Genomic DNA, 21,149 nt, shown 5'->3' on the forward strand with positions numbered 1-21,149 from the left:
CAGTTATACGAAAACTATACCATCAGGTAAAAATGCGAACAAATACCCATTTGCCAAAGCAATACTATCTAATAAATGAACTGATAGTGTTTATAGCTAAATCTCTTGCGAGCTTATCAATCTGTAAGACTTCTTCAATGCTCTGAGGTTCCGGTAAATTTAATTTTTCTACAACCTGCCGGTTTATAATAGCAATATCTGTGAAAGAGATTCCATTTTGTAAAAAAACTTTAACGATTTCTTCATTCGCTGCATTCAGCGCTGTAGTTGCAGCCTGGCCTTCGTGGCAAGCTTCAATAGCCAGCTTCAAACAGGGGTACCGTTCATAATCTGGTTTCGAAAAAGTCAACGTGCCTAAAGAACAAAAATCAAGAGGTTCAACACCAGAAGCAATACGATTTGGGTATGCCATTGCATAAGCAATCGGCGTACACATATCCGGTGTTCCTAGTTGAGCGATAACGCTACCATCCTGATAGCGGACCATCGAGTGAATGACAGACTGAGGATGAATCACCACTTCCATTTCCGCAGCAGATGCATTGAACAAACAACACGCCTCAATGTATTCCAGACCTTTATTCATCATTGTCGCAGAATCTACAGAAATCTTGCGCCCCATCGACCAATTCGGGTGAGCACAAGCCTGGTCCGGTGTCATAAAAGCCAACTGTTCCAACGGGGTATGACGAAAAGGCCCACCCGATCCCGTCAAAATAATATTAGCAACCCCGTGTTGTTTCAGATCCCCGCACCCAAGATTCTGTTGTATTGCCTCAGGTAAACTCTGGAAAATAGCGTTATGCTCACTGTCAATGGGTAACAATTGAGCATTATGTTTTACCACGGCATCCATAAAAAACCGGCCGCTGGTGATCAGCGATTCTTTATTCGCAAGTAAAATCTGCTTACCCGCCCGGATAGCGGCCAGTGTTGGCAATAAACCCGCAACACCGACAATCGCAGACATTACCTGATCAACATCATTCAAAGCAGCCAGATCACATGCAACCTGTTCGCCGAAAAGTACTTCGGTCTTACAACCTTGTTCAATAAGCAACTGTCTAAGCTCTTTTGCGGAAACTTCATCCGCCATCGCAGCATATTGAGGCTGAAATTCCAGACATTGTTCAGCCATAACCTGAATATTCTTCCCAGCGACAAGCGCCGTTATTTCAAATTTATCAGGATGATTGCGAACTACAGTAAGTGTACTTTTGCCTATGGAACCTGTGGAACCAAGGATGGTCAACCTTTTCATACTGATGCTCTGAATTGCTCTGTTTGATGTGTATTAATACTTGTCTGATTTGCCTGGCTATGAATGCCTATGGCCTCAGAGAAATGCCGGATAAAAAATAGCGCCGCACGATAGCGACGCTTGATATATCTCACGAAAGAGATTAGAACTCCATCAGTTCTTCTTCTTTCTTAGCTAAAGCTTCATCAACTTTTTTGATGAAATTATCGGTCAACTTCTGAATATCATCCTGTGCACGACGCTCATCATCTTCACTGATCTCTTTATCTTTCAGTAAGGCTTTGATTTTATCGTTAGCATCACGACGAATATTACGCACAGAAACACGTCCTTGTTCAGCTTCGCTACGAACCACTTTAATCAGATCTTTACGACGTTCTTCTGTCAATGGGGGCAAAGGAACACGGATTGTTGTACCCGCAGAGGAGGGGTTCAGACCTAAATCAGAAGCCATGATTGCCTTTTCAATCGCCGGAGTCATAGTACGATCAAATACCGTGATAGCCAGAGTACGTGCATCCTCAGCGATGACGTTAGCAATCTGACGCAGAGGTGTAGGCGCACCATAATACTCAACAGTGATACCGTCCAACAGACTTGGAGAAGCACGGCCAGTGCGAACCTTACTGATTTGGTTTTTAAGTGCTTCGACGCTTTTTTCCATACGGTCTTGTGCGTCTTTTTTAATTTCATTAATCACGTTACAAACCCTTGGGAACTGGTTGTTTTTCAAGTCATAAGTCATTATGACCATGTTTGTTAAATTTGACGTATCAGGCGACTAATCATACCGCCAAACATCTCTGGTGTCTCTGAACATTATTCGTGGGAAATCAGGGTACCTTCATTTTCACCCATCACCACACGACGCAACGCACCCGGTTTATTCATATTGAATACACGAATGGGTAAGCTATGATCACGAGCCAGAGTGAATGCCGCCAAATCCATGACTTTTAATTCACGCTCTAATACCTGCTGATAAGACAGCTTATCAAACAATACCGCTTCTGCATCTTTAGCCGGATCAGCAGAGTAAACACCATCTACTTTAGTTGCTTTTAGCACAACATCTGCTTCAATCTCAATACCACGCAAACATGCTGCCGAATCTGTCGTAAAGAACGGATTGCCAGTACCCGCAGAGAAAATAACAACCCGACCATGACGTAACAAACTAATCGCTTCTGCCCAACTATAGTTATCGCAAACGCCATTTAAAGGAATGGCAGACATTAGACGGGCGTTCACATAGGCGCGGTGTAATGCATCCCGCATTGCCAAACCATTCATCACTGTTGCCAACATGCCCATGTGGTCGCCTACTACACGGTTCATTCCTGCTTCAGCCAAACCCGCGCCACGAAACAGGTTACCCCCGCCAATGACGACACCGACCTGTATGCCTAACTCAACCAGTTCTTTGATCTCTTGAGCCATGCGGTCTAAGACGCTGGCATCTATACCAAAACCTTCTGCACCTTGCAGGGCTTCGCCACTGAGCTTAAGCAGGATACGCTGATATACGGGTTTTGCATTGGTTGCCATGATGTTCTGTCCTAAAGCAGAAAAGTATATTGGGGATTTACATACATCCAAGCCACTCTGACCAGATGCAAAAACTCAACGCCTACTGGAATAGACGGTTTAGATTAGATAAAACAGAACCGCCATTTGGCGGCTCTGTTTATAGAAATTAAGACTGTTTACTCATTGCAGCAACTTCTGCTGCGAAGTCAGCCTCAACTTTCTCAATACCTTCACCAACTTCATAACGGATGAAGTCAGTCACTTTAGCATTGTTCTCTTTCAGCAGATCGCCAACCGTTTTGCTTGGGTCCATCACGAAATGCTGACCAGTCAGAGAGATCTCGCCGGTGAATTTGTTCATACGGCCAGAAACCATTTTCTCTGCGATTTCGCGTGGTTTACCAGACTGCATTGCGATATCCAGCTGGATTTGGTGCTCACGCTCAACAACGTCAGCAGGGACATCACTTGGGTTAACATATTCTGGCTTGCTGGCGGCAATGTGCATAGCCACATGCTTAATCAGCTCTTCATTAGCGCCTTCAGCCGCAACCAGAACACCGATACGCGCGCCATGCAGGTAAGTCCCCAGTTGTTCACTTTCTAATACAGAAACGCGACGAATGTTGATGTTTTCACCGATTTTAGCAACCAGTGTAGTACGTTGTTCTTCGAACTTCGCTTTCAGAATTTCAATGTCAGAGACTTTATCAGCCAATACTGCTGCCATAACTTCTTTACCAAAAGCGATGAAGCCTGCATCTTTAGCAACGAAGTCAGTTTCACAGTTCAACTCAACCAAAGCACCGAATTTGCCATCAGCAGCCACTTCCGCCAGGATGATACCTTCAGCTGCAACACGGCCAGCTTTCTTAGCCGCTTTCGCCTGACCTGATTTGCGCATATTGTCAATGGCTAACTCGATGTCGCCATTAGCTTCAACCAGCGCTTTTTTACATTCCATCATACCTGCGCCAGTACGCTCACGCAGTTCTTTTACCAAAGCAGCGGTAATTCCAGACATTTGTTTTATTCCTCGATGTATCCCGCAGGAAGATAATATCCCACATGGATAGTTCTTATATCAGATACGTAAAAGGGGGGCCATAACAGGCCCCCCTAACCAATATATTTCAATACCTGGTTAATAAGGGCTCAACAATGAGCTTGCCTTATTATTCAGCTTCTACAAAGCTTTCTTCTGCCTGAACAGCCAGATCTTGAGAACGACCTTCACGAACAGCGGTAGCAACAGCACCCAAATACAGTTTTACTGCACGGATTGCGTCATCGTTACCAGGGATGATGAAATCAACACCATCTGGATCAGAGTTAGTATCAACAACAGCGAATACTGGGATACCCAGATTGTTCGCTTCTTTGATAGCAATGTGTTCATGTTCAGCATCGATAACAAACAGAGCGTCAGGTAAGCCGCCCATATCTTTGATACCACCCAGGCTGTTTTCTAACTTACCCAATTCACGAGAACGAATTAACGCTTCTTTCTTGGTCAGTTTGTCAAAAGTACCGTCCTGAGACTGTGCTTCTAAATCTTTCAAACGCTTGATGGACTGGCGAACGGTTTTCCAGTTAGTCAGCATACCGCCTAACCAACGGTGATTAACAAAGAATTGATCACAGCTCAGAGCTGATTCTTTAACCGCTTCGCTTGCAGCACGCTTAGTACCAACGAGCAGGATTTTACCTTTGCGTGAAGCAATTTTGTTCAGTTCAGCTAACGCGTCGTTGAACATTGGAACAGTTTTTTCCAGGTTGATGATATGCACTTTGTTACGAGCACCAAAGATGAATGGTTTCATTTTTGGGTTCCAGTAACGAGTCTGGTGACCGAAGTGAACGCCCGCTTGCAGCATATCGCGCATGGAAACAGTTGCCATTGTAAACCTCTGTAAAATATTAAGTTGGGGTTATGCCTCCACGAGCCCCATAACACCGACTCTTTAGCTGCATGTTCTGCATGAGAGCACCCCGGTGTATGTGCCGACCCGTGTGTGTTATTTACACAGTGAGTATATTTAACGCCTCTGGTGTTTTGCCTTAGAAACAAATACACAGAACGCCGGCGCGCTTTATATCATAAACCGGCTTAAGACACCAACTTTTGTTGTCATTTTCTGATAGCACAATTATGGAAAGAAAAACGCAGTTATGTTGACATCCTCCCCCACTTTCGCACTTCGTGACTCAAGAGGGGGATCCCCGTTAGTGGGCGACGGCTGATCGCTCTGCGTCTGGTTCCTGCTTCGACGGGCGGCCTGACTGCACCATCCCTCCACAGGCAAGCACGGCATGTCCTGCCGCTAAAATGTTACGAGCGCCGTTTACATCTGCGTTCGCGGTATATCCACACACCTGGCACACGAATTTACTCTGCGACAAGCGGTTCTCTTTTGCTGTATGACCGCAACATGCGCACCGCTGGCTGGTGTATGCCGGAGGGACTGCCAGTACCTGACCGCCGCGCCAGCGCTGCTTATATTCTAGCTGACGGCACATTTCATACCAGCCCTGATCCAATATCGCGCGATTTAAGCCTGATTTAGCCCGAACGTTCCTTCCGGGCTGTTCTGCCGTGCCTTTCGCTGACTTCGACATGTTACTGACCTTCAAATCTTCAATCACGATCATCGCGTGGTTTTTGCTTATTTTCGTGGTGGTCTTATGAAGGTAGTCGCGGCGAATATTAGCAATATGCGCGTGCAGACGCTGAATTTTTCGCTTCTGTTTCTGCCAGTTGGCGCTGAACTTAACTTTGCGGCTTAACTGATGCTGAAGCCTCGCCAGCTTGCGCTGATTGCGCTTAAAACTGTTTACAGGTTCGTATATTGTGCCATCCGAGAGCGTGGCCAGTTTTGTTATCCCCACATCCAACCCAATCATTGAGGAGGATTCATGCTGGGGGTCAGGCGTCTCAATTTCGACCTGAAATGAGATGGACCATTTACCCGCTGACTGGTTGATGGCGGCATTTTTAATTTTTCCGTTCACCTCCTGCGATTGCCGGAATTTAACCCAACCGAGACCCGAAGGCAGTTTTACCCGACGATGTTTAAGTAGACAATATTTCTCAAAATTAACGAAGCGGATCGAATCGCGTCCGTCATTTTTTCTTTTAAATACAGGCGCTTTTGCCGACAATTTTTTATCAAAACAACGTTTCCACGCTCCGTGTAAATCTTTGAGTTTTTGCTGAAGGTTATCCGTGTAGGCTTCCTGCAAAAAGGCGTGTTCCGGCATGTTTTTCCACACCGTGAGCATCCTATTCAGCTCAAAAGCGGAGGGAAGTTTGCCGCCTGACTCAAGAATGCGCTTCGTTTCGTCAAGCCCGTAATTCCAGACGAAACGAGCACAGCCGCATAACTGCCGCAGACGCTGCGACTGTTCTTCGGTTGGCTCTAGTCTGAACTTGTAGGCTTTCAGTATCAGCATTATCATTCAGTGTGTAGTCAGTTTGTTCTCTATCTTACTGTGCCTTCGGCTAACTTCAATGCAAAAATACAAAATGAATCGTTCACGACATGCCGCCTTTCTTTTGCATGTACATCTTGTGTTTGTGACCAAATACCGTAGAAAGATTCTTGGCGAGCGACACTATGCAGGTGAAATCTGCTGTGACTTCGACGCAGAACTTAAAGAGAGTCACGGCGATTTAGATCATGTTCATATGCTGATTGAGTATCCCCCGACCGTTCAGCTATCGGTATTGGTTAACTCGCTGAAAGCGGTAACCTCCCGTCGCTTACGTAATGAGTTTCTGGACTTACGCGGAGCATACGGAAAGGCCGTTCTCTGGTCTCGCTCCTACTTTGCGGGTTCATGCGGTGGAGCACCGCTGGAAGTGGTGAAACAATACATTCAACATCAGCGTGGCTGATGATTCTACGGGCTTTTCAAGCCCGTCCAAATTCCCCTCCCACCTGATGTCGGCGGGAGTACCCTTTGGAGATAAAGATGGATATTCCTAATAAATACAAATAACGGGGGAAATATGGCTACCAACGGTTATTGGCAGATATTCTGTAGGCTGATACCATTGGTTCAATAATTTTTTCCCTATTGATAATCATACAACCAGCAGATTTGCTGGCTTTGAATGGACAAGTTTCATGGCAATCTCAATTAAAACCTCTGAAGATATTGAAAAAATGCGCGTCGCCGGCCGCCTGGCGGCGGAAGTACTGGAAATGATTGAACCTTACGTCAAACCCGGTGTGACAACAGGTGAATTGGATCGCATCTGTCACGATCACATCACCAATAAACAACAGGCTGTTTCAGCTTGTCTTGGTTATCACGGTTTCCCAAAATCTGTTTGTATTTCTGTTAATGACGTCGTTTGTCACGGTATCCCAAGTGATGATAAGGCTCTAAAAAATGGCGATATCGTTAATATTGATGTGACTGTCATAAAAGAGGGCTTTCACGGCGATACGTCAAAAATGTTTATTGTTGGTAAGCCAACCATTCAGGGTGAGCGTCTATGCCGCATCACTCAAGAAAGCCTCTATCTGGCACTGAAAATGGTAAAACCAGGTATTCGCCTGCGCACTCTTGGTAAAGCCATTCAACAATTTGTTGAAGCCAAGAATTTCTCTGTGGTTCGTGAATATTGTGGTCACGGCATCGGCGCAGTCTTCCATGAGGAACCTCAAGTACTGCACTATGATGCAGATGATGGCGGTGTTGTACTGCAAAAAGGGATGGCTTTCACTATTGAACCTATGGTTAACACTGGCGATTACCGCATCCGTACCATGAAAGATGGCTGGACAGTCAAAACCAAAGACCGCAGTTTGTCTGCTCAGTATGAACACACAATTGTTGTAACTGATAACGGCTGTGAAATCATGACCTTGCGAAAAGAAGAGGAACCCGTTCTTTCCGCCGTCCTGGTCAATGAATAAGTTAGACGCTAAATTGTGAAGCCTTAGTGAAACCATACAGGGCTTCCAATCTCTTTCTCTAGCAATATCTCCTGTTCAACACGATATTTTCTCAGTAATCTGGCCGTTATGATTCGCCTTTCTCACGGGTTCATACTTATGCCAGCAGATATCGCCACCATTAAGGCTCCTGTCCCGCCACTTTCTCCAACTGATTTTTCCTGTGATGATCTTCACTACCCGGTGCTGAAACGACACCTCGAAGAATTTCAACTTTGGCTAGAACATGCATTTAAAGCAGGAATTTCCGCAGAAGCCTTGATTTCAGCCCGCAGTGATTACATAGATCAGTTGCTGAAACAGTTATGGAATGTTTATGGGTTTGACAAAATTTCATCACTTTCATTGATTGCGGTCGGCGGATACGGCCGACGGGAGCTGCACCCGCTATCTGATATTGACGTGCTGATACTCAGTGAGCAACCTCTCACACAACATCAAGCTCAGAATATCGGACAATTTATCACCTTATTGTGGGATATCCGGCTGGAAGTAGGCCATAGTGTTCGTACATTCGAAGAATGTTTGCTGGAAGGGCTGTCAGACCTGACTGTTGCGACAAATTTAATCGAATCACGGTTAATCTGCGGCGATCTGTCACTTTTTCTTCGATTACAGCGACATACCTGCAATGATGGTTTCTGGCCTTCCACTGAATTCTTTGATGCCAAAATTGTCGAACAACATGAACGCCACCAGCGCTATCACAGCACCAGTTACAATCTGGAACCGGATATCAAAAGCAGTCCCGGAGGGTTACGGGATATCCATACCTTACTGTGGGTTGCCCGCCGCCATTTTGGAGCAACCTCAATAGATGAAATGGTCGATTTCGGCTTCCTGACAGCGGAAGAACGTAATGAATTGAATGAGTGCCAAAGTTTCCTTTGGCGTATCCGCTTTGCCCTTCATCTGGTCGTTAATCGTTATGATAATCGCCTGTTGTTTGATCGCCAATTCAGCATTGCTCAATTACTGGGCTATCAAGGAGAACGTAATCAGCCGATAGAGCGGATGATGAAAGATTTCTACCGAATGACACGCCGCGTCAGCGAACTCAACAATATGCTGCTGCAACTGTTTGATGAAGCTATTCTGGCACTGGAAACCAGTGAAAAATCCCGCCCACTGGATAGTGAATTCCAGCTACGTGGACAATTAATTGATCTGGTCGATGAGACGCTGTTTATCAAAGATCCCACAGCAATTATGCGGATGTTTTATCGCATGGCGGAACATGCCGAAGTTCAGGGCATCTATTCTACTACGTTACGCCAGCTCCGTTATGCCCGCCGCAATTTGAATCAGCCATTGTGTGAATTACCCGAAGCCCGCCAAATCTTTATGGATATCCTGCGTCACCCAAGGGCGATTGAAAGCGCATTTGTCCCCATGCACCGTCACAGTGTTCTTGGCGCCTATACACCGCTTTGGGGCAACATTGTCGGCCAGATGCAATTTGATCTGTTTCACGCATACACCGTCGATGAGCATACAATCCGTGTGCTGAGAAAATTGGAAAGTTTTGCTGATGAGAACAACCGTGCAGCCCATCCGCTCTGCGTTGAACTATACCCGCGTTTACCTCAGCTTGAGATCCTGCGCCTTGCTGCGTTGTTTCACGATATCGCCAAAGGGCGTAATGGTGACCATTCTGAACTTGGCGCTGAAGATACGCTGGCGTTTTCACTGCAACATGGGCTTAACTCACGAGAAGCTGACTTGGTGACTTGGCTGGTGCGTCATCATCTATTAATGTCAGTCACGGCTCAACGGCGAGATATCCAGGATCCAGAAGTCATTAAACAATTTGCCCATGAAATACTCAATGAAACCCGGTTACATTATCTCATTTGCCTGACAGTCGCTGATATCTGCGCAACCAACGTCAACCTATGGAATAGTTGGAAGCAGAGCTTATTACGGGAACTCTATTTCTCTACAGAGAACCAATTGCGCCAGGGAAATACACCGGATTTGCGGGAACGCATCCGTCATAACCGTTTTCAGGCTCTTGCGCTTCTGCGCCAGGACAATATTAACGAGCAGAAACTGCATCAGCTTTGGAGCCGTTGCCATGCAGATTATTTCCTTCGCCATACACCAAGGCAACTGGCATGGCACGCCCGCCATCTGGTGGCACATGATTCTCAAGAGCCGCTGATACTGATCAGTACTAAGCCAACTCGCGGCGGTACCGAGATTTTTATCTGGAGTCCGGACCGCCCTTCCCTATTTGCAGCGGTTGTCGGCGAACTGGACAGACGCAATCTCAGCGTTCATAACGCTCAGATATTTACCAACCGTGATGATATGACGATGGACACTTTTGTGGTACTGGAGCCCAATGGTCACCCTTTAGCACCAGATCGTCATGAAATAATACATAACGCACTTTTGCGGGTCGTTCTGGATCCTTATACCAAAACACCCAAAGCACGAAGATTACCAACCAAACTACGTCACTTTAATGTACCCACAAAAGTGAGCTTCCTGCCTACCCACAATGAACGGCGAACCTATATGGAACTATTCGCACTGGATCAACCAGGATTACTGGCCAGAGTCGGCAATATTTTTACCGAAATGGAAGTTTCACTGCATGGTGCACACATCACTACGATCGGCGAACGTGTCGAAGACTTTTTTGTTCTAGCGGATAAGGACCACAAAGCATTAAATAAAAAAATCAGAGAAGAATTGTCAGAAAGGTTGACAGAAACCCTAAATCCAAAGGATAAAATGTAACTGAATACAAGCCCCCATGATTCGGCTGATAACCAAGGAAACAGATGTAATGCAGCAATTAAAATCCATTATCGAAAGTGCTTTTGAAAATCGCGCAACTATTACTCCAGCGACAGTCAACCGTGAAACACGTGATGCCGTTACTCAGGTCATCAATCTGCTGGATAGTGGAAAACTGCGTGTTGCAGAGAAAATTGACGGTCAGTGGGTCACTCATCAATGGCTGAAAATGGCGGTACTGCTCTCTTTCCGTATCAATGAAAATCAGGTCATGGATGGTACCGAAAGCCGTTATTTCGATAAAGTCCCGATGAAATTCGCTGATTACGATCAAGCGAGATTTGAAAAAGAGGGTTTTCGCGTGGTGCCTCCTGCGGCAGCGCGGCAGGGAGCCTTTATCGCCCGCAACTGTGTGCTGATGCCTTCGTATGTCAACATCGGCGCCTATGTCGATGAAGGAACAATGGTAGATACCTGGGCAACTGTTGGCTCCTGTGCCCAAATTGGTAAAAACGTCCATTTATCCGGGGGTGTCGGTATCGGGGGCGTGCTGGAACCATTGCAAGCCAACCCGACCATTATTGAAGATAACTGCTTTATCGGCGCCCGTTCTGAAATTGTAGAAGGTGTCATTGTCGAAGAAGGTTCTGTGATTTCAATGGGCGTCTACATCGGTCAAAGCACCAAAATCTATGATCGTGAAACAGGCGAAATCCATTATGGCCGAGTCCCTGCCGGCTCTGTTGTTGTCTCTGGCAACCTCCCATCGAAAGATGGCAGTTACAGCCTATATTGCGCTGTCATTGTAAAAAAAGTGGATGCTAAAACACGGGCAAAAGTGAGCATTAATGAACTCTTAAGAGCGATAGATTAAACTTCAAAATAGCGGATAATAAGTCCGCTATTTTTTTGCTTTTTATCATCATTACCGACCTCAGTCAGTGTTATTAATATAGGTAGTTTGAACGTGGGCACTGTGCATAATCCCGAACGTACACCGAGTACATAAGGAGTTTAAGCACGATCCAAATTCAAAATAACGCATTAATAACCTACTGGGAAAAATACCCTTAAGGTGGTGCCATGTACGATAACTTAAAGAGTCTGGGGATCACATATCCCGAAGAGATTGACCGCTACAGTCTGCGTCAGGAAGCTAACAATGACATCCTGAAAATCTATTTTCGCAAAGATAAAGGAGAATTCTTTGCCAAAAGCGTGAAATTCAAATATCCACGTCAACGCAAAACGGTTGCTTCAGACAATGCAGAGCAAGGATACAAAGAGATCAACGAAATCAATACTAACCTGCGTTATGTGATTGAAGAGTTGGATCAAATTTGCAAACGTGATCAGGCAGACGTCGATTTGAAACATAAAATCCTTGATGACCTGCGCCATCTTGAACACGTTGTTGCCAATAAAATTGCCGAAATTGAAGCCGACCTGGAAAAATTAACCCGTAAATAAAGCGGTTCATATATCACTACACCGCTTATATCCTATCCGGTATAAACGGTGTATTAAGATTATTCAACTAATTCGCCCCACTGTTTGATCCAGGACTGAGCAAAAACTTCCGGTTCAGCTTCTTCTATTGCATCCACCAGAAGAACCTCACCGATTCTTATTGCTCCCTGCTCGTGTAACAGCTCATCAAAAGTACGACCACCACCACAAAAATTCTCGTAACTGCCATCACCCAAAGCAATAACGCCATAGCGTAATTCCGGCTGATAACCTAATTCATCCCGCAAAGCACAATAAAGCGGCTGAATATTATCAGGCAAATCCCCTTGTCCAGTCGTTGAAGTGATAACTAAAATTACCTGATTCAGATAGGATTGCCACTGTTCCAACTCCCCCTCTTCAAATACTTCTATCTCATGGCCTTGTTGTTCAAGGATTAGCTGTGCTTCTTCTGCAACTGCCAGGGCATTACCGTAAACAGTACCAACAAAAATACCAATCTTCGCCATCGCCTATTATCTCTTTTTAAAGGAATTATTAATTATCCTCGCTGGCAACCACAGAAAATTCAACCCTTTCCAAATCAGGGATAATTACTTTGCCAGCTAAGTCGTCGCACCAATCAAATGTTGCCACTGTTGGGCTGCCTCTGTCATGTAAACAATATCTCATCAGCACTAATAACTAATGATATATCTGTCAGGCTAATTACGGACAGATGCACTGATCAATGACTGTAGCTATTCTACATAAAACGGTAACAAGTAATCACCAACATTGCATCTTTAACAATTCCTGCAAAATTAAATATAATTCAAATAGATAACTTAAATTTCCTCTAAAAACCGCCATGAAGCAGCAAAATAAAGTGGTATTAAACTAAGTTATTCAGCCAATAATAATTTAATATTAACGTTACTTTTTGGAAAAATTTTAGCTGATAATATTTTCATTGGTATTAAAAATTACTTATACTCTATTTCAATGAAAATAATAGTAGAATGAAATTACTAGAATGGCAGAAGTAAATATGCATAAGGAGGACGATCACCATGTTTAATAATAGGGCTGTCGTGCTTAGTGTGTTATTAAGTGCTGCAAACATCACCGGCTCATCGGGTCTAATGATCTGGGTAGATACCGTACTTAAAGATGGAAGCATAGTTTTAAATGCTTATATTCCTGTTTTTTCCTATTTATTAGGGCTCTCTCTGGGATGTATAACAATATCCTTTGTCATCCGAAAAGCGAATACTATTTTTTTCAGAAAGAATCTCTTTGGATTACTCTTATTATTAGCAACTATCAATTGCATTCTCTTTTCAGAAGGGGAAACATTTATTCCCGTTTGGTTGGATGCTCTCCATAGAATATTATGGGGAGTAATCAGTGGATTTATTGTCATAACTTGTTGATTATATGGTTCCCTTGTGCAATTGCGATCATTAAAGTGATGAAACCCGTACCTTTCAGAAAAAAAATTATAGTAGGTAATATCATTCAATTATTTTCTCTTGGATTCTGTTTACTTGGCATTATTATGGGCTCGGGTATATTCTACTTGTTATTTACGAACCTGGTATTTTTAGCTAATACACTGATGCAACCCGTTTTTTTCTCTTACCTGGGTTTATATTCTAAAGATTCTCTTTATACCTTGGGTATGCAATCAGGCGTTTATGTATTTATTACTATGATTATTCTTTTTTATACTATTTATTTAGGTGCTGAAATTGAAGAAATAGTTACTGGATTCACAATATTATTAATTTCCTCAGTAGGAACATCAACTGTTTTTCATTCAATAATTAACTCTAAAAAATAATGACATTAACCAGAGCAAACCAATAATATCATATATTAAAAATTTCCATTTATAATATTTTATTTATTCTTGCCTTTGTCTCTTAATTACCTCAATCAAGAGACAAGGCAAACAGGTATTCTTTCTTCGTCCTAATGACTTTCATATTCCAAATCGGGAACAATGCCTTGCCAGCCAAATTGTTGCATCAAATGTTGCCATGACGCATCCCATTTTGCCGTAAGAGATAGCTTCTCACCGGTCACAGGGTGATCCAATTCAAGCAAACTGGCATGCAGCATCAACCGGCTGGTTTGATAATGAACGGCAATCCCTCTGTTCTGCCGTAAATCACCATGTGTCGTATCACCAATAATTGGATGACGAATATGTGCCATATGCCGTCTTAATTGATGTTTTCGGCCTGTTTTCGGTGTCAATTCCAGCAGACTAAAGCGTGATGTAGGATAACGTCCAATCTCTACCGGACATTCTACTTTCGCCAATGGTCGGTAATAAGTCACACTGGGTTGCGCCTCTTTATCACTGTCTGCAAATTTATCGGCAATTTTATCCAACTCTTCAACCAGAGCATAATCGATAATATCGGGTTCCAGCACATAGCCACGCACGACAGCATGATAAGTTTTTTGCAACTGATGATATTCAAACTGTTGGGAAAGCTGACGAGCAACATCACTGGAAAGCGCCATTAACAATACGCCTGATGTCGGCCTGTCCAGACGGTGTACAGGGAAAACATGCTGACCAATCTGATCACGCAATGTCTGCATAACAAAGCGTGTTTCGTGGCGCGCCAACCAGCTACGATGAACTAACCAACCAGCCGGTTTATTAACCGCCACAATATACTCATCTTGATATAACACTTCCAACATATCAGGAATCACCCTGAATAAATAAGCGATCCAATGCACGAAGATGTTCAAGCAGTTGCTGATAACGCCCGGTAGCCTCTTCTTTATAAGACTCTTCAAAATAAGGAGCGATAGAGAATGCCGTGGGTAATTCTGTGCCCTGTTCCAGCAACGCATACATTTGCGGAATTAATACCCACTGCAACCACTCTTCGGCCAGCATCGTATCAATTGAAAATGGTTCAACACTTTCGAAAGCTTCTGGTTTAGGCGGGTGATTCTGCCATAGGTCAATTTCCCTCATGGCGTGTTCAATTAGTTGTAATTTATGCAGAATTTGTTTTTCAATACTCATGTTTTCAGCCTGATAAATATTTATTCAAAGCTACCAAGTTCATAAGAATATCATTGATAACCCTTAAGCTGAAAATTTGCTTATTCCATCAATCAAATAAAGAGAAGGGAGCGAACCAGCGCTCCCTTTAAATTGTGCTGTTATAGCAGTCCGGCTAATAGTTTGCTCCCTGCTCATTCCCTGACAGATTATCCTTAATTGGTTATCCCTTACCCATCATTTTTATTTATATTGCATACAATCCTGTTATGCATTGCATCAGTCATCCTGACCATCATCACCCTATTTGTCCTTGAGAAGTTATGCGCAATGATTCCTTTCCTGCGAGGGACAGAATGAATTAATTCGCTGTATGAAACAAGCCATACAAATGGAACCGATAAGTCAGTAAAGCAAATGAAATCTGTAATTATTTATAGGCTATTGAAATAACATAAAAATAATAAACCGATGTGAAGCTCACCAAAGTAAACAATGACATCTCTTACATAAAGTGTAAGAGATGTCTCACAAATTCAGAGTTAAAAATCCGGGCCTAAAGAGTGAAGACGGGCTCAATTGCGCCAAGAAACTCAATTAAGTCAGTAGATAGGCGAGTTCGTTTGTTACTGCCAAACTGTTCCAGAATCACTTCACCGGTCAAATTACATAGAGAAATGATACTCATATCCGAATCCATAGTAGCGATAAATGCCGTTGGCGATAGTTTCAGCCGCTTTTGCGTCACCAGATGCCCTATCAGGTTCTCCTGTAAACGGATAAAATCATCCTCACTCCAGACCTGAATCAAACTAACCTGCTGACTTTCAAACATTACCGTCATATCACCGGCTAATTGCGATGTATAGAAATCATGAATTGCTGGCTGTAATTGGATATCCAGTGCAACTTCAACTCTATTCAGCTTATCTTCTGAAAGAAAAGGCTGAGGAAGCCAGTAAACCATGTCATTACCAGTACGGGTAATACAAGGTGATGGCACACCATAAAGTTCTCTGCTGGCAGGTGAGGCTCCGGTTTCCTTTTGCCACAAATCCACATAACGACGGGTAAAATCAGCCAACGCCTCTGTAACATTAGAAATCATATTATTTTCAACCAGTCACTGTTAGGGTGTACTTAATGTTATTGTAAACCAAATATTCTGACTGCTTCCCTGCCTAAAGGCTATAGTATTCTCCACCAAACTAGTTACGGCATGGGTATCATGCTGCACTATAAGCGCCTTCTGGGGTATGGCTAATCAGGACACCTGACAACGCCCCGATAAATTTGGCTGTCTGGGTTTTGGCTTCATTACCCGTCAGCGCTTCCTGAAGTTTATTAAAAGGATGGAAATACTCTTTTTTAAAACAATAAAAATTCTTTTGATTTTTTAATGGTATGACATCCCCAATCCAGCAGATGTGTGGCATTCTGCTTATGTATTTGGGGATGTTTTTAAATGGGTTGGTCAGTATTCTGAAAGCCCTATCGGGCTTTTCACCTAAAAACAGAGGTTCCCCAAGGCTGATTAATAAAACAGGCCAACAAATAAAATTCTGACAAACACCATAACTTGCTACACTTGAACGATGACTACTATTACTACGATCAAATTTTAAGGAATAACATGTCGTTATATCAGGATCACCAAGCTCTTGAGCAACTTACATTGGGTAAAACCACTTTCTATCGTGACCAATATGATGCCAGCTTATTGCAAGCAGTACCCCGCAGTATGAACCGTGAGCCGCTGAAAATTTTCTCTGATAATTTACCGTTTCACGGTGCTGATATCTGGACATTATATGAACTGTCATGGCTGAATAGCCGTGGCCTGCCGCAAGTTGCGGTCGGGCATGTCAGCTTAAATGCAACGAGTAAAAACCTGATTGAATCTAAAAGTTTTAAACTCTATCTGAATAGCTTTAACCAGACCCGCTTTGAAAACTGGCAAATTGTCGAAGAAACACTACAGCGCGATCTGGCCGCTTGTGCTGAAGGTCATGTGGAAGTAATACTTCATCATTTGGATCATTTCAGTAACCAACCCATCTCCGCTTTTACCGGTGAATGTATTGACGATCAGGAGATTGAAGTGACTGAATATAATTTCAATCGTGATTATCTGCAAGGTGCAGCACAAGGCCCACTGGTGGAAGAAGTTTTGGTTAGCCATCTGCTGAAATCCAACTGTCTGATTACCCATCAACCTGATTGGGGGTCTATCCAAATTCGCTACAAAGGACCCAAAATCAATCGGGAAGCATTGTTACGTTACCTAATATCATTCCGGCATCATAATGAATTTCACGAGCAATGTGTTGAACGAGTTTTCAATGATTTACAACAGTTATGTGTTCCAGAAAAGCTCTCAGTCTATGCGCGTTATACCCGACGCGGAGGATTAGATATCAATCCGTGGCGCACAAATAATGAAGACTTTGTTCCAACAACAGGCAGACTGGCACGTCAATAAATCACTTTTCTGAGTGCCGTTTGTACAAAATAAGCTGAAATAGGCAATGTAATAGATTCAGTTTAGTGATATTGATGTGTAACCCATACACGGTATAAAGGAGTCATTCTTGATTACACATATCAACCCACTCGGCTCAATGGATTTATTATCCCAACTTGAAGTAGATATGCTAAAGAGTACCGCAAAAAGTGATCTGTATCGCCTGTTCCGTAACTGCTCACTGGCTGTACTCAATTCAGGTAGCCAAACCGATAATAGTAAAGAGCTGCTCTCTAAATACACAGATTTTGAAATTAACGTATTGCGCCGTGAGCGCGGGGTAAAACTGGAACTGGTGAACCCACCAGAAGATGCATTTGTTGATGGGAAAATTATCCATTCACTACAAGCTAATTTATTCGCAGTACTTCGAGATATCCTGTTTGTTCATACTCAGATTACCGATTCAGAACAACAGCATTATCTCGATCTGGAAAATAGTGCACATATCACCAATAGAGTATTCTCTATTCTGCGTAACGCCAGAGCACTACATACCGACGAAGATCCCAATATGATCGTCTGTTGGGGCGGCCATTCAATTAGTAAGCTAGAGTATCAATATGGCCGTAAAGTCGGTAATCAGCTTGGGTTACGTGGGCTCAATATCTGTACCGGCTGCGGCCCTGGCGCAATGGAAGCACCGATGAAAGGCGCGGCGGTAGGACATGCCCAACAGAATTACAAAAATAGCCGTTTTATCGGTATCACTGAACCCTCCATCATTGCAGCCGAACCCCCTAACCCACTCGTGAACGAACTGGTTATCATGCCAGACATAGAAAAACGTCTGGAAGCTTTCGTTCGCATTGCTCACGGCATCATTATTTTCCCAGGCGGTGTCGGCACAGCAGAAGAATTACTCTATCTGCTCGGCATTCTGATGAACCCGGAAAACCAGGGGCAAGTGCTGCCATTGATTCTTACCGGCCCGAAGGAGAGTGCAGACTATTTCCAGGTCATGGATGAATTTATTATTCACACATTAGGAAAAGAGGCACGACGCTACTATCACATTATTATTGATAATGCGCCGGAAGTTGCCCAAGTAATGAAAAAAGCGATGCCATTAGTGAGAGATAACCGACACAGTACCGGTGATGCATACAGCTTTAATTGGTCAATGAAGATCAACCATGATCTTCAACAACCATTCGAGCCAGCGCATGAAAACATGGTTAATCTCAATCTCTATCCCGATCAGTCGCCGGAAAAACTGGCGGCATCGCTACGCCGTGCTTTCTCTGGGATTGTTGCAGGTAACGTGAAAGAGATTGGTATTCAAACGATTGAAAAACATGGCCCATTCAAAATCCACGGTGATACTGAAATAATGCGCCATATGGATAATCTGTTGAAAAACTTTGTAGGGCAACACCGAATGAAACTACCGGGTGGCACAGCCTACGAGCCATGCTACGAAATTATCAGTTAAAATGACCCAAGAAAAAGACGTCTGCTCCACGGATGGAGCATAACTCGGCTAAATAGTGACCCATATGATACACCTTCTGATTGTTGACGCTCTTAACCTTATCCGCCGTATTCACGCTGTGCAGGGTAGCCCATGCATTCCCGCTTGTGAACATGCGTTAAGGCAGTTGATCCAACATACCCATCCCACACATGCGGTTGCCGTATTCGATGAAGAAGATCGTAGTAATAGCTGGCGCCACCAAATATTGCCTGACTACAAAGCTGGCCGTTCACCAATGCCTGATGATTTGAAACAAGAAATGCCACAGATCAGAGCGTCATTTGAGCAACAAGGGGTTGCCTGCTGGCATGCCCAAGGGCATGAAGCCGATGATCTGGCAGCAACGCTGTCAGTAAAAATCGCTTCCTCTGGTCACAATGTGACAATTGTTTCTACCGATAAAGGTTATTGCCAGTTACTTTCACCGAATATCCGTATCCGGGACTACTTCCAGAAACGCTGGCTGGATATGCCATTTGTTCAACGAGAATTTGGCGTTTTACCGGAGCAATTGCCTGATTACTGGGGCCTGGCGGGTATCAGCAGCAGTAAGATCCCCGGGATCCAGGGAATTGGCCCTAAAACCGCAGCCACTTTATTGCAACAGGCCGGTACATTGGATAACCTTTTCCAGAATCTCGATCAACAGCCCGATAAATGGCGCAACAAACTGGAATCAAATAAAGCAATCGCGTTTATCAGCCGGGAAGTTGCGTCATTACGTACCGATCTGGCTTTAACCGGCAATCTGCAACAACTCCGGCTGACAACTGCAAACTAGCGAAAATAACCCGCTATCTTATCCAGATGTTCGCCTTTTAATTCTCCGGCCTCGTTAAGCAGGCCGATCCAGGCTTTAATATAGTTATATTTTGCCTGAGAAAGATCACGCCGGGCAGTATATAACTGTTGCTCTGCATTCAGGACATCCACATTAACCCGCTGTCCGAGAGCAACACTTTTACTGGTCGCATCTACCTGCAAGCTGGCTGATTCAACGGCTATTTCATAAGCATTAATCCGTTTTTCGCTATTCAGGTACTGATTATAGTTGCGTCGTAATGCATTAAGGATTTCCCCCGCCTGAGCATCAAGATCATATTTAGTTCTGCCATATTGTGCCGCTGCCTGACGCACAGCGGCAGACGTCCCGCCACCATTATAGATATTCATACTCATCCGCACGCCAATAGTATCGGTTCGATATTTTTGATCTACCGTATTATCGCTGCTGGATTCGTTTTCAGAATGGGAGGCATAGAGTTCCAGCTTGGGTAAATAACCTGCCCGGTTACGTTGCACCTCATGATACGCGGCTTTCACTTCCTGACGGGAAGCGGCCAGAGCCGGATTGTTAGCTAAGGCCAATTTTTCCCATTCTTCATAACGGCCAGGCGACAACTTCGATATCTGAAATTGTTTTTTATCCAATAATCGTTGTACCGGTAAATCAACAGGCAGAGGAACACCGACAATCAGTTGCAAACTTCGGATTGCCGCATCCAAATCGTCGTTGGCCGCTATCTCATCGGCAACAGCCTGACTGTAACGGGATTGTGTTTCCACTACATCAGTACGAATCCCTTCACCAGAAGTAAACAATTTCTTATTCAGTTCCAGTTGTTTTTCATAAGCCATTTTTTGCCGCACGACTAAATCAATCTGATCCTGCGCATAAGCCACATCCACGTAAGCATTCACTACCCGGACAACCAGTTGCTGAAAATCTGCCCGAAAACGTTCATTACTCATCAAGGTGTGAGCCTGACTGGCTTTATAACGCGCCAATATTTCAAAATCCATCAATGGCTGAGTTATCACAATCGCTGCGTTATAACTGCGATATTGGCGATCCCGGGTTTCAGTGACCCTATTTCCCCGGCGATCATAGCCAGCAGGATATTCCGTATGTTGCCAGTTCCTCGGTGAATTCTGATAAGACATCATCACCTTAGGTAACAATTCTGCTCTGCCAATTTTTTCGTACTCCGCCCCCCCTTCCTTCTCTTTTATTGCAGCAAGAAAAGTAGGATCATTTTCTAATGCCAGCGCATAAGCCTCTGTCAAACTTAGCGACCATGCAGGAAAAGAGAATAAACTGACGCTGAAAAGAATAAGCAAACTCACAGATAAAGAAGCATGATTCAATTTCATAA

Annotated in this window: 21 protein-coding genes; 9 read left to right on the top strand and 12 right to left on the bottom strand. The window is 43.9% G+C overall.

What is annotated here, in order from left to right; genetic code table 11:
• Positions 1–64: 64 nt before the first annotated feature.
• The 6 genes from ispC to PTE_RS04655 all read right to left on the bottom strand — a co-directional run bounded on the left by ispC (position 65) and on the right by PTE_RS04655 (position 6,244).
• On the bottom strand, positions 65–1,261 hold the full coding sequence (gene ispC, locus PTE_RS04630) for a 1-deoxy-D-xylulose-5-phosphate reductoisomerase (RefSeq protein ID WP_036843728.1): 1,197 nt from the start codon (positions 1,259–1,261) through the stop codon (positions 65–67).
• Between the two features lie 142 nt (positions 1,262–1,403).
• A complete protein-coding gene (gene frr, locus PTE_RS04635) occupies positions 1,404–1,961 on the bottom strand; it encodes a ribosome recycling factor (RefSeq protein ID WP_036843730.1) in 558 nt (185 codons plus the stop codon).
• Between the two features lie 119 nt (positions 1,962–2,080).
• Positions 2,081–2,809 (bottom strand): UMP kinase, encoded by a 729-nt coding sequence (pyrH, locus tag PTE_RS04640; protein ID WP_036843733.1) that lies wholly within the window; start codon positions 2,807–2,809, stop codon positions 2,081–2,083.
• Positions 2,810–2,957: 148 nt separating this feature from the next.
• Positions 2,958–3,815 (bottom strand): translation elongation factor Ts, encoded by an 858-nt coding sequence (gene tsf / locus PTE_RS04645; protein WP_021324811.1) that lies wholly within the window; start codon positions 3,813–3,815, stop codon positions 2,958–2,960.
• Between the two features lie 151 nt (positions 3,816–3,966).
• A complete protein-coding gene (gene rpsB, locus PTE_RS04650; RefSeq protein WP_021324810.1) occupies positions 3,967–4,692 on the bottom strand; it encodes a 30S ribosomal protein S2 in 726 nt (241 codons plus the stop codon).
• 325 nt (positions 4,693–5,017) lie between these two features.
• On the bottom strand, positions 5,018–6,244 hold the full coding sequence (locus PTE_RS04655; protein ID WP_036844248.1) for an RNA-guided endonuclease InsQ/TnpB family protein: 1,227 nt from the start codon (positions 6,242–6,244) through the stop codon (positions 5,018–5,020).
• Between the two features lie 58 nt (positions 6,245–6,302).
• Here PTE_RS04655 and tnpA point away from each other — a divergent pair, with 58 nt between their 5' ends.
• The 5 genes from tnpA to PTE_RS04680 all read left to right on the top strand — a co-directional run bounded on the left by tnpA (position 6,303) and on the right by PTE_RS04680 (position 11,976).
• The gene (gene tnpA, locus PTE_RS04660) at positions 6,303–6,689 is read left to right on the top strand and encodes an IS200/IS605 family transposase (protein ID WP_051477171.1); all 387 of its coding nucleotides are present in this window, start codon (positions 6,303–6,305) and stop codon (positions 6,687–6,689) included.
• Positions 6,690–6,921: 232 nt separating this feature from the next.
• On the top strand, positions 6,922–7,719 hold the full coding sequence (map, locus tag PTE_RS04665) for a type I methionyl aminopeptidase (protein WP_036843737.1): 798 nt from the start codon (positions 6,922–6,924) through the stop codon (positions 7,717–7,719).
• 138 nt (positions 7,720–7,857) lie between these two features.
• Positions 7,858–10,506, top strand: coding sequence for a bifunctional uridylyltransferase/uridylyl-removing protein GlnD (gene glnD, locus PTE_RS04670; protein ID WP_036843739.1), 2,649 nt, complete (start codon positions 7,858–7,860; stop codon positions 10,504–10,506).
• Between the two features lie 49 nt (positions 10,507–10,555).
• Entirely contained in the window at positions 10,556–11,380 is an 825-nt protein-coding gene (gene dapD, locus PTE_RS04675) for a 2,3,4,5-tetrahydropyridine-2,6-dicarboxylate N-succinyltransferase (RefSeq protein WP_036843742.1), read from the top strand.
• Between the two features lie 209 nt (positions 11,381–11,589).
• Positions 11,590–11,976, top strand: coding sequence for a DUF3461 family protein (locus tag PTE_RS04680; protein WP_023044746.1), 387 nt, complete (start codon positions 11,590–11,592; stop codon positions 11,974–11,976).
• Between the two features lie 59 nt (positions 11,977–12,035).
• Here PTE_RS04680 and PTE_RS04685 read toward each other — a convergent pair whose 3' ends face one another.
• Complete coding sequence (locus PTE_RS04685; protein WP_036843744.1) at positions 12,036–12,485, bottom strand: flavodoxin; 450 nt, start codon at positions 12,483–12,485, stop codon at positions 12,036–12,038.
• A gap of 543 nt (positions 12,486–13,028) precedes the next feature.
• Between PTE_RS04685 and PTE_RS04690 the strand changes: the two genes are divergently transcribed.
• A complete protein-coding gene (locus PTE_RS04690) occupies positions 13,029–13,391 on the top strand; it encodes a hypothetical protein (protein ID WP_036843746.1) in 363 nt (120 codons plus the stop codon).
• A 541-nt stretch (positions 13,392–13,932) separates the two neighbouring features.
• On the opposite strand, the gene truC is transcribed toward PTE_RS04690, so the two are convergent.
• The 4 genes from truC to PTE_RS04715 form a co-directional block, all read right to left on the bottom strand.
• Positions 13,933–14,679, bottom strand: a complete 747-nt coding sequence (truC, locus tag PTE_RS04700) for a tRNA pseudouridine(65) synthase TruC (RefSeq protein WP_036843750.1) — start codon at positions 14,677–14,679, stop codon at positions 13,933–13,935.
• Between the two features lies 1 nt (position 14,680).
• Positions 14,681–15,013 carry a YqcC family protein gene (locus tag PTE_RS04705; RefSeq protein WP_036843752.1) on the bottom strand — a complete coding sequence of 111 codons (333 nt, stop codon included), beginning with the start codon at positions 15,011–15,013 and terminating at the stop codon, positions 14,681–14,683.
• A gap of 535 nt (positions 15,014–15,548) precedes the next feature.
• Positions 15,549–16,100 (bottom strand): SecY-interacting protein, encoded by a 552-nt coding sequence (gene syd / locus PTE_RS04710; RefSeq protein ID WP_036843755.1) that lies wholly within the window; start codon positions 16,098–16,100, stop codon positions 15,549–15,551.
• A 118-nt stretch (positions 16,101–16,218) separates the two neighbouring features.
• The gene (locus PTE_RS04715; RefSeq protein ID WP_036843757.1) at positions 16,219–16,428 is read right to left on the bottom strand and encodes a hypothetical protein; all 210 of its coding nucleotides are present in this window, start codon (positions 16,426–16,428) and stop codon (positions 16,219–16,221) included.
• Between the two features lie 197 nt (positions 16,429–16,625).
• Between PTE_RS04715 and queF the strand changes: the two genes are divergently transcribed.
• The 3 genes from queF (at position 16,626) to xni (ending at position 19,774) form a co-directional block, all read left to right on the top strand.
• Positions 16,626–17,474 carry an NADPH-dependent 7-cyano-7-deazaguanine reductase QueF gene (queF, locus tag PTE_RS04720; RefSeq protein ID WP_036843760.1) on the top strand — a complete coding sequence of 283 codons (849 nt, stop codon included), beginning with the start codon at positions 16,626–16,628 and terminating at the stop codon, positions 17,472–17,474.
• Between the two features lie 109 nt (positions 17,475–17,583).
• A complete protein-coding gene (gene ppnN / locus PTE_RS04725) occupies positions 17,584–18,951 on the top strand; it encodes a nucleotide 5'-monophosphate nucleosidase PpnN (protein ID WP_036843762.1) in 1,368 nt (455 codons plus the stop codon).
• Positions 18,952–19,015: 64 nt separating this feature from the next.
• Positions 19,016–19,774 (top strand): flap endonuclease Xni, encoded by a 759-nt coding sequence (xni, locus tag PTE_RS04730; protein ID WP_036843763.1) that lies wholly within the window; start codon positions 19,016–19,018, stop codon positions 19,772–19,774.
• Here the strand turns inward: xni and PTE_RS04735 are convergent.
• Positions 19,771–21,147, bottom strand: a complete 1,377-nt coding sequence (locus tag PTE_RS04735) for a TolC family outer membrane protein (protein ID WP_036843764.1) — start codon at positions 21,145–21,147, stop codon at positions 19,771–19,773. The two genes, xni and PTE_RS04735, sit on opposite strands and share 4 nt — an antisense overlap.
• Positions 21,148–21,149 lie beyond the last annotated feature (2 nt).

It is taken from the genome of Photorhabdus khanii NC19 (assembly GCF_000517265.1).
GTDB classification, from domain to species: domain Bacteria; phylum Pseudomonadota; class Gammaproteobacteria; order Enterobacterales; family Enterobacteriaceae; genus Photorhabdus; species Photorhabdus khanii.

Coding starts and splice junctions, on each gene's coding strand:
- ispC (WP_036843728.1), bottom strand. CDS start 1,261: ATGAAAAGGTTGACCATCCTTGGTTCCACAGGTTCCATAGGCAAAAGT.
- pyrH (WP_036843733.1), bottom strand. CDS start 2,809: ATGGCAACCAATGCAAAACCCGTATATCAGCGTATCCTGCTTAAGCTC.
- tsf (WP_021324811.1), bottom strand. CDS start 3,815: ATGTCTGGAATTACCGCTGCTTTGGTAAAAGAACTGCGTGAGCGTACT.
- rpsB (WP_021324810.1), bottom strand. CDS start 4,692: ATGGCAACTGTTTCCATGCGCGATATGCTGCAAGCGGGCGTTCACTTC.
- PTE_RS04655 (WP_036844248.1), bottom strand. CDS start 6,244: ATGCTGATACTGAAAGCCTACAAGTTCAGACTAGAGCCAACCGAAGAA.
- tnpA (WP_051477171.1), top strand. CDS start 6,303: ATGCAAAAATACAAAATGAATCGTTCACGACATGCCGCCTTTCTTTTG.
- map (WP_036843737.1), top strand. CDS start 6,922: ATGGCAATCTCAATTAAAACCTCTGAAGATATTGAAAAAATGCGCGTC.
- glnD (WP_036843739.1), top strand. CDS start 7,858: ATGCCAGCAGATATCGCCACCATTAAGGCTCCTGTCCCGCCACTTTCT.
- dapD (WP_036843742.1), top strand. CDS start 10,556: ATGCAGCAATTAAAATCCATTATCGAAAGTGCTTTTGAAAATCGCGCA.
- PTE_RS04680 (WP_023044746.1), top strand. CDS start 11,590: ATGTACGATAACTTAAAGAGTCTGGGGATCACATATCCCGAAGAGATT.
- PTE_RS04685 (WP_036843744.1), bottom strand. CDS start 12,485: ATGGCGAAGATTGGTATTTTTGTTGGTACTGTTTACGGTAATGCCCTG.
- PTE_RS04690 (WP_036843746.1), top strand. CDS start 13,029: ATGTTTAATAATAGGGCTGTCGTGCTTAGTGTGTTATTAAGTGCTGCA.
- truC (WP_036843750.1), bottom strand. CDS start 14,679: ATGTTGGAAGTGTTATATCAAGATGAGTATATTGTGGCGGTTAATAAA.
- PTE_RS04705 (WP_036843752.1), bottom strand. CDS start 15,013: ATGAGTATTGAAAAACAAATTCTGCATAAATTACAACTAATTGAACAC.
- syd (WP_036843755.1), bottom strand. CDS start 16,100: ATGATTTCTAATGTTACAGAGGCGTTGGCTGATTTTACCCGTCGTTAT.
- PTE_RS04715 (WP_036843757.1), bottom strand. CDS start 16,428: ATGCCACACATCTGCTGGATTGGGGATGTCATACCATTAAAAAATCAA.
- queF (WP_036843760.1), top strand. CDS start 16,626: ATGTCGTTATATCAGGATCACCAAGCTCTTGAGCAACTTACATTGGGT.
- xni (WP_036843763.1), top strand. CDS start 19,016: ATGATACACCTTCTGATTGTTGACGCTCTTAACCTTATCCGCCGTATT.
- PTE_RS04735 (WP_036843764.1), bottom strand. CDS start 21,147: ATGAAATTGAATCATGCTTCTTTATCTGTGAGTTTGCTTATTCTTTTC.